General features: G+C 44.5%; 6 protein-coding genes. 5 read left to right on the top strand and 1 reads right to left on the bottom strand.

Going from position 1 to position 7483, the window contains the following annotated elements:
• Window positions 1–223: 223 nt before the first annotated feature.
• The gene (locus A3G19_RS00725; protein WP_294870084.1) at window positions 224–2500 is read left to right on the top strand and encodes a hybrid sensor histidine kinase/response regulator; all 2277 of its coding nucleotides are present in this window, start codon (window positions 224–226) and stop codon (window positions 2498–2500) included.
• 3 nt (window positions 2501–2503) lie between these two features.
• On the opposite strand, the gene A3G19_RS00720 is transcribed toward A3G19_RS00725, so the two are convergent.
• Window positions 2504–3253 (bottom strand): response regulator, encoded by a 750-nt coding sequence (locus A3G19_RS00720; RefSeq protein ID WP_015654315.1) that lies wholly within the window; start codon window positions 3251–3253, stop codon window positions 2504–2506.
• Window positions 3254–3440: 187 nt separating this feature from the next.
• Between A3G19_RS00720 and hemN the strand changes: the two genes are divergently transcribed.
• From hemN to lgt, 4 genes are read left to right on the top strand one after another with little or no spacing between them, the layout of a single operon-like run.
• Window positions 3441–4808 carry an oxygen-independent coproporphyrinogen III oxidase gene (hemN, locus tag A3G19_RS00715; RefSeq protein WP_015654314.1) on the top strand — a complete coding sequence of 456 codons (1368 nt, stop codon included), beginning with the start codon at window positions 3441–3443 and terminating at the stop codon, window positions 4806–4808.
• 4 nt (window positions 4809–4812) lie between these two features.
• Window positions 4813–6090, top strand: coding sequence for a (Fe-S)-binding protein (locus A3G19_RS00710; protein WP_015654313.1), 1278 nt, complete (start codon window positions 4813–4815; stop codon window positions 6088–6090).
• On the top strand, window positions 6087–6572 hold the full coding sequence (locus A3G19_RS00705) for a pyridoxamine 5'-phosphate oxidase family protein (protein WP_294870082.1): 486 nt from the start codon (window positions 6087–6089) through the stop codon (window positions 6570–6572). The genes A3G19_RS00710 and A3G19_RS00705 overlap by 4 nt, the downstream gene beginning before the upstream one ends.
• Window positions 6573–7385 carry a prolipoprotein diacylglyceryl transferase gene (lgt, locus tag A3G19_RS00700; protein ID WP_294870081.1) on the top strand — a complete coding sequence of 271 codons (813 nt, stop codon included), beginning with the start codon at window positions 6573–6575 and terminating at the stop codon, window positions 7383–7385.
• Window positions 7386–7483: the final 98 nt, after the last annotated feature.

Below are 7483 nucleotides of genomic sequence, written 5' to 3'. Positions count from 1 at the left end.
CACGCCTCTATAAGCAGTGTACGAGCTGTCAGATCGGAAATATTATCGGAACGGTCACTATTTTAGCTTTTCAGCTGTTGATTGTTGCTCTGGGCGTTTTTTACTGGGTAGCACCTTAATAATAAAAAATTATACTTTTAACCCCTTTTTGAGTATCATATAGCAGATACTATCCCTTATGCCTCTCTAAAAACAGAGAATTGGAAAAGGGCGCGGAGAATAAATGCAACATACCGTTTTTAAACATCTTTTTGAATCCAAAGCCATTTTAGTGGCCTCTAAAGAGTCGATTTTACAAGAGTGGGTTGATGAAGAACTGTGTGCGGAGATTTTGGAACGGCACGAAATTGATACCGATCTTTTTGTTACCCGTTATGCAAGCAACGTGTTTGATTACTTCATGGGGGTTGTTTCGGGGACGATGGCGATAGGAGAGTGTCCGGTCATCGTGGAGTTGATCGAATACCTCAAAAATAAAGAATTGCGTGCGGATGAACTGTTTATCCTTTGTACCCATTTCAAACGTGCGGTTTTGAATGCGACGTACCGTCTAAACATTAATGATCAAGCCATTTTTTTTGCTGTTAGCTATCTCTTTGACCGCAATTTTGCGGGTGTACTCAAACTGTATACGGACACAATTTATCAAAAAGAACAAGAAGCGCTTAACGCTTCCAAAGCCAAAGAGTATTTCCTCTCTAACATGTCCCATGAGATACGGACTCCGCTCAACGCTATCTTAGGGTTTGTATCACTTTTACGCGATGAAACGACCAATCCTCGCTATCAGCAGTACCTCGATATCATCAGTAACAGCGGTGAAAATCTTCTCCATATTATTAATGATATTCTCGATTTCAGCAAACTGAGAAGCGGAGAATTTACCGTTGATCCGCAGCCATTCAATATTCATGATGAAATATCGCATACGATGGAGCTCTTCGTCCCAAGCGCCAACTCTAAAAACATTACCCTTACCAGTTTTATCGATCCCTCAATCCCATACGAAATAGTCTCCGATGCATTGCGGATTAAACAGATTGTCGGCAATTTTTTAAGCAATGCCATTAAGTTTAGTCATCATGCCGGAGCGATCCATGTTGAAGCAAGATTCGATGATGGGATACTCTCCCTTTCGGTACGCGATCAGGGGATTGGAATTGCCCTGCATGATCAAGAACGGATTTTCGACGCATTTTCCCAAGCACAAGAGGGGAGCATGAAAATTAATGAGGGGACCGGTTTGGGGCTCTCAATTTGTAAACAACTGGCAGTACACATGGGGGGCAGTATCGAGCTTGAATCGACAGTCGGAGAAGGGAGCCATTTTACGCTGAAAATTCCGGTCGTTGTAAATCACGAGTGTGAGATTGCCAAGTTTGATGCGTCGATGTTTGAGGGGGTTCGATTCGGACTGCTGGCTTACGATGCTCGTGAGAGTTATAAACTCGAATCGATTCAACGCTATTGGGATCATTTCGGATTGGATGTTCATGTGGTTGAACACGTTCAGGAACCGTGTGATTTGCTCATTTTCTTGGAGAGTTCGATGAGTGATGCAGCACGCGAAACGATTATTGAGCATCAAATCCCTTCCGTTGCCATTCTGGACTTTTTAGATGATCGCTACGATGCTATCTCAACGATTGTTCCGTTGACTTTTCCGATTTATTGTACGAAACTGCAAAGCGCTTTGAGTGAAGTACTGGGGGTTAACAAGCCACATCTGCCGGTGATTGAAGGATTGGGTAAAAGACGGGGATTTGAGGGAAAAATCCTTGTCGCTGAAGATAACCATGCGAATCAAGAGCTGATTAAAATAATATTGGAACGGTACGGTTTAACCAATACGATTGCTTCAAACGGAGCCGAAGCACTGCAGATGTATACATTAGAAGAGTTCGATATGGTACTGATGGATGAGCAGATGCCGCTGATGAACGGGAATGAAGCGACAGCCAATATTTTAGCTTTTGAAGAAGAGTCCGGACGTCAACACACTCCGATAGTGGCATTGACGGCAAATGTGATTAAAGGATCACGTGAGAGGGCAATTCAAAACGGCTATGACGCTTTTTTAGGAAAACCGATCGTACTCAAAGAGATTGAACAGCTGTTTGAACGTTATTTGCCGGCTGTGGTTTTAATCTCCGGTGATGCGAGCAAGGAAATTGACTCTAAATGGAAAAATATTGATATGGGCCATCTAAAAAGTGCACTGATGCTTGAGGAGGAACAGATTGAGTATCTGCTGGATATTTATCGACAAAAAATGGAACACTCTTTCCCGGAACTTTTTCACGCGATCGAAAAAAAGCGTTATGTTGATATTGCTTTTATTGCTCATGCGATGAAAGGCTCAAGTGCCAATTTTCGTTTTGACGAGCTATCACGACTCTCCAATGTTATTGAAGAATCCGCGAGTGATAAAGATGGAGAGTTTGATTATCTTGAAGCGTATGAAGTGCTTAAACGTGAGTTTGAAAAGCGGTTTTTGTAACCGCTACTCTTCGAGATAGTATCCGACCCCTGAAGCGTTTTGGATCACATCGGTCGGAAGTTTGCTTCGGAGTCTCCACACGAGGGTTCGGACGCTGTTATCGGTTGCCCCTTTGGTCTCCCAGACATAATTGATCGCCTGTTCGAAATCAACGACACTCCCCAGCTGCGCAACCAGAAGACGGATAAAAGCGTTCTCTTTTTTGGTGAGTTTGATTTTTTGGTTTTGGTAAAAAGTCTCTCCCAAACCCGTATCATGCCGATAGCCCTCTCCGAATTCGACAATCGGTTTGTCCGAGAGCTTTTTGGCATACACCAATTTTTCAAGCTCTTCGCGGTCTGATTTGAGTTCATCCATATTGGAACTGCGTTTTTTCTCTTCTTTGAAACGGTAGAGGGCCATTTGGATTGTGGTATGGAGATTGATCGGATCAAAGGGCTTGACAATATAGCCGTAGGGTTCGGTTTTTTTTGCTTTTGAGAGCATATCATTATCCGAATGTGCCGTCAAATAGATAAAAGGGAGAGAAATTTTATCACGGATATACTGTGCCAGTTCGATACCGTCCATCGTTTTTTGCAATCCGATATCAATCAGTGCAATATCGGGATTGTAAATTTTGATCTTATTGCGTGCAGTGACCGAATTGTCAGCGAGGGAAACAACATCATATCCCTGTTTTTCCAGCGACATTTTTAAATTTATAGCCGTTACTTCATCGTCTTCTACAACCAGCACTTTAATGGCACTCATGAACCCTCTTGAATTATCATAATTTGTGATGATTTTATCACAATATTTGTAAAAAGCAATAGGTTGAATGGCAATAACCGTAATTTTATCGCCCCCTATTTATCTTTCGTAACATAGGTTTTTTAGGGGAACTTCAATCCAAAAGGGTATAATCGCGATAATACACCTTAGCTTAGGGATGCACACAATGCTTGATTTTGATAAATTTACCAAATATTCCAAACCGGGGCCTCGTTATACGAGCTATCCTACGGCATTAGAGTTTAGTGATGCTTTTGATTATGAGGGGTATCTCGCTAAGCTCCATTCACAAGATACGGCGCGTCCGTTGTCCCTTTATTTTCATTTGCCGTTTTGTAAAAATGCCTGTTATTTTTGTGGCTGTAATGTCGTCTTTACCTCAAAAGAGGATAAAAAAGAGCGCTACATCGATTATCTGACACGTGAACTGCAAATTTTGAGTCAGCATATTGATGTCAATCGCTCGGTTATTCAGCTCCATTTCGGCGGCGGGACACCGACATTTTTTGATGCCGATCAGCTTCACCGTATTATTAGCGCGATCAAAAGCCATTTTAAAAATTTTGCAGAGGGTGCTGAAATCAGCTGTGAAATCGATCCGCGCCACATTAACGATGCACAAATGAAAGTTCTCAGTGATGCCGGATTTAATCGCGTCAGCTTCGGTATCCAAGATTTCGATGAGAAAGTCCAAGTGGCGGTTCACCGTGTTCAGCCTTATGATATCACCAAAGCGGCGATGGATTTGGCGCGTAAATACCATATGGTGAGCGTTAACGTTGACCTCATTTACGGGTTACCGCATCAGAGTTTGGAGACGTTTAAAAAGACTCTGGATTTGGCGATTTCGCTTGATCCTGATCGTTTCGCGGTTTTCAATTATGCTCATGTACCGTGGCTCAAAAAAACGATGCGAAAAATTGATGAGACGACTTTGCCTCATCCCGCAGAAAAGCTCGCCATTATGCGTTACACCATCGATCATATGTCTGAACTTGGGTATCGAATGATCGGGATGGACCATTTCGCCAAACCCGAAGATGAGCTGTTTAAAGCGATCGAAAAAGGGGAATTGCACCGTAATTTCCAAGGCTACACCACCAAAGGGGGAGCCGATCTGATAGGAGTAGGGCTTACCTCTATCGGAGAAGGGGCCGATTATTACGCTCAAAACTTTAAAGAGATGGAAGCGTATGAAGCGGCTATCGACGCAGGGCGATTACCGCATGAACGGGGTGTGGCTTTGAATGAAGATGATCGTATCCGTCAATACGTCATTATGGAACTGATGAGCAATTTTAAACTTGACATCGCACGATTCGAGCGACTCTACGGTGTGAAATTTGCAGAGTATTTTTCCGATGCGATTGAAGTACTCAAACCGTTCGAGGCGGATGGCTTGCTCACGATAAGCCCTGCGTCAATAGAGTGTTCGGTTACGGGAACGCTTTTGATCCGAAATATTGCGATGCCTTTCGATGCGTATATGAAGCGTCACGCAAGCTCTGATAAAGCATTCAGTAAAACGGTGTAAGCGGATGGAAAAACGCGAACTCTTTCACTTTACCGATACCTCGGATGCCTGCATCAAATGCGGGAAATGTATACCGGTTTGTACCATCCATAATGTCAATGCCGACGAGGTTACTTCTCCGCGCGGGTTTATCGATCTTCTCGGGGCGTATGAGCGGGGTCAGTTGGAACTGGACAAAAATGCCAAAGCAATTTTTGAGAGCTGTTTTCTCTGTACCAACTGTACCGATGTCTGTCCTAAAGCACTGCCGACCGATATGGTGATTGAACAGGTACGTGCCGATATCGCCGATAAATACGGGATTGCATGGTTTAAGCGGGCATTTTTCTATCTTCTCCGTCACCGTATGACGATGGATATCCTTTTTAAACTCGGATACGTCTTTCAAACGTGCGGATTCAAAATCAAAGCCCAAATCAACTCGATGCAGCCGCGTTTTGATCTCCCAATCATCAAAAAAGATCGATTGTTACCGTCGATGGGAAAAACTTCGTTTTTAAACAGCTATCCCGAAAATATCCCCAACGGCGGACAACGTCGTGTGGCGATCTTCATCGGGTGTTTGGCGAACTACAACTACACCGAGATCGGCAAGGGGCTTTTAGAGATTCTCGAAGCGTTGAAGGTGGATGCTTTTATACCGAAAAAGCAGCTTTGCTGCGGAGCACCGGCTTATTTTACGGGAGATTTTGCGACGGTCGATCATAATGCCAAAAAGAACATCGTCTATTTCGAGAGTTTTATCGATGAGGTCGAAGCGATTATCATCCCTGAAGCGACCTGTAGTGCGATGATTAAAATCGATTACGAACACTTTTTCCACGATCAGCCCGAATGGTTGGAACGCGCTCAAAAACTCAAAGATAAAATCTTTATGGCAACCGAGTGGTTGGAGCAAAAAACGGAACTAAAACAGCTTTTGGCATCCAAAGGGCGGAGTGATCTCACTGTAACCTATCACGATCCGTGTCATGCTCGTAAAATGCAGGGGGTCTACAAAGAGCCGCGCGCACTGGTAGGGCAGAACTACACGATTACCGAGATGAGCGATCCGAATGCCTGTTGCGGTTTTGGCGGGGTGACGATGCAGACGGAGAATTTCCATTTTGCCCAAGCGGCGGGAAAACCCAAAGCGGCCATGATCGCTAAAACGGGGGCGCAAATCGTCACCGCTGAGTGCAGTGCCTGCCGTATGCAGATTAATAACTCGATGAATGAAGCGAATGTCGATGTGGTGTTTAAAAACCCGATCGAGTTGATCGCAGAAGCGCTACGACAATGACCACGCTGGAGGTCGAGTCGTTTTTAGAGACGTATCAAACCCTGATTATAGCTTCCCTCACCCCTGAGGGTGAACCGCATGCAAGTACGGCTCCCTATGTACGTATGGAGAATGATTTTTATATCCTCATCAGTACGGTAGCCCAGCACGGTCGTAATCTCCTCATTAACCCCAAGGTATCCGTGTTCTTTGTCGAAGACGAGTCTCAATGTATCCAACCCTTTGCCCGTAAACGGGTAACCATTGAATCGGCAGTCTCGGAAGTATTTCGGGATGATTCGATCTATGTGTCGGTTATCGAGCGTTTTTGTGCCCATTTTGACACGGATCTTGTCACTTCTCTCACGCAGATGAGGGATTTTCATCTCTTTAAACTCTCTCCCAAAAGCGGCAGTGTCGTCATGGGATTCGGCAAAGCGTATCGTTTGGATGAAAATTTAGCAGTGATTACACAGATTATGGGTCAACACCAAAGGAAATAAATGGAATTTTGGCAGCATATATACGAACATTTTAACCCTGTAGCGTTTCATTTAGGCGCTATCCCCGTTCACTGGTACGGGCTGATGTACGTTCTGGCTCTTTTGGGCGCTCTCGTGATCGCCAAATGGATTGTTCAAAAGGACAATATTGACATTACCAAAGAGCAATTGGATGACTATTTTATTTACGCTGAAATCGGTGTTATCCTCGGGGCGCGTTTAGGGTATATCCTCTTTTACGATACCCATACGATGTATTATCTCACGCAACCGTGGCAGATCTTTAATCCGTTTATCGACGGGCAGTTTGTCGGGATTCGGGGGATGAGTTTTCACGGCGCGATTTTAGGATTTTTGATCGGCTCCTACCTGTATCATCGCCGTCACGGAATACCGTTCGGACGATTGATGGATTTGGTCGCGGTATCGGTTCCGTTGGGATATGTCTTCGGACGGATCGGGAATTTCCTCAATCAAGAGCTAGTAGGGCGTGCTACCGATGTTCCGTGGGGAATCTATGTCTATGACACCCTCCGTCACCCCTCACAGCTTTATGAAGCGTTTGTCGAGGGGATTATCGTCTTTGTTATTATTTATCTCTATCGTCATCGAAAAGCGTTTGAGGGGGAGTTGATTTTGCTCTATGGCGTTGCATACGGAATCGGTCGCGGATTGGTCGAGTTTTACCGCGCTCCCGATGCACAGATCGGTTACATACTCGGTCAATGGATGACACTGGGGATGGCACTCAGTTTTGCGATGGCGGCAGTTTCAGCGCTGATATGGGTTTATTTTAAAAGACGTACTTATTAAAACCGGATACAGAAATGGTGTATTCCCTCTTCATAGCGATATTCGAGATTAAATCGGTGCAGATCACACACCGATTGGGCGATATAGAGTCCTAATCC

The sequence above is a fragment of the Sulfuricurvum sp. RIFCSPLOWO2_12_FULL_43_24 genome (assembly GCF_001829605.1).
In the GTDB taxonomy this organism is placed as follows: Bacteria; Campylobacterota; Campylobacteria; order Campylobacterales; family Sulfurimonadaceae; genus Sulfuricurvum.
The sequence above is the reverse complement of the archived record's forward strand: the minus strand, read 5'-3'. Positions and strand labels throughout refer to the sequence as shown.

Excerpts from the sequence above, each read along its gene's own strand:
- A3G19_RS00725 (WP_294870084.1), top strand. The coding sequence starts at position 224 with ATGCAACATACCGTTTTTAAACATCTTTTTGAATCCAAAGCCATTTTA.
- A3G19_RS00720 (WP_015654315.1), bottom strand. The coding sequence starts at position 3,253 with ATGAGTGCCATTAAAGTGCTGGTTGTAGAAGACGATGAAGTAACGGCT.
- hemN (WP_015654314.1), top strand. The coding sequence starts at position 3,441 with ATGCTTGATTTTGATAAATTTACCAAATATTCCAAACCGGGGCCTCGT.
- A3G19_RS00710 (WP_015654313.1), top strand. The coding sequence starts at position 4,813 with ATGGAAAAACGCGAACTCTTTCACTTTACCGATACCTCGGATGCCTGC.
- A3G19_RS00705 (WP_294870082.1), top strand. The coding sequence starts at position 6,087 with ATGACCACGCTGGAGGTCGAGTCGTTTTTAGAGACGTATCAAACCCTG.
- lgt (WP_294870081.1), top strand. The coding sequence starts at position 6,573 with ATGGAATTTTGGCAGCATATATACGAACATTTTAACCCTGTAGCGTTT.